1 pseudogene is annotated in these 234 nt (G+C 43.2%); it reads left to right on the forward strand.

From position 1 onward, the window contains the following. A pseudogene (locus AAEZ02_RS23565) lies at positions 1-234 on the forward strand (IS630 family transposase); the annotation flags it as partial.

Here is a 234-nt window from a genome sequence, read left to right on the forward strand (position 1 = left end):
ACGCAAATGATTGCCCAAGCGTTACTTATTCACGAAACGACCGTAGTTCGATACATTGATGCCTATGCTCACGACCAAAAACTCACGTGTAATAGTGGCGGCTCCTTAAGCTATCTGAGTCAAGAGCAAACTGAACTATTGATTGCACACCTGTGTGAGGTGACCTACTTGCATAGCCATCAAATAGTCGCTTATATCTCAGAACAATTTCAGATTAAGTACACAGTGTCAGGC

The sequence above is a fragment of the Shewanella sp. T24-MNA-CIBAN-0130 genome (assembly GCF_040310185.1).
Lineage (GTDB): Bacteria > Pseudomonadota > Gammaproteobacteria > Enterobacterales > Shewanellaceae > Shewanella > Shewanella psychromarinicola.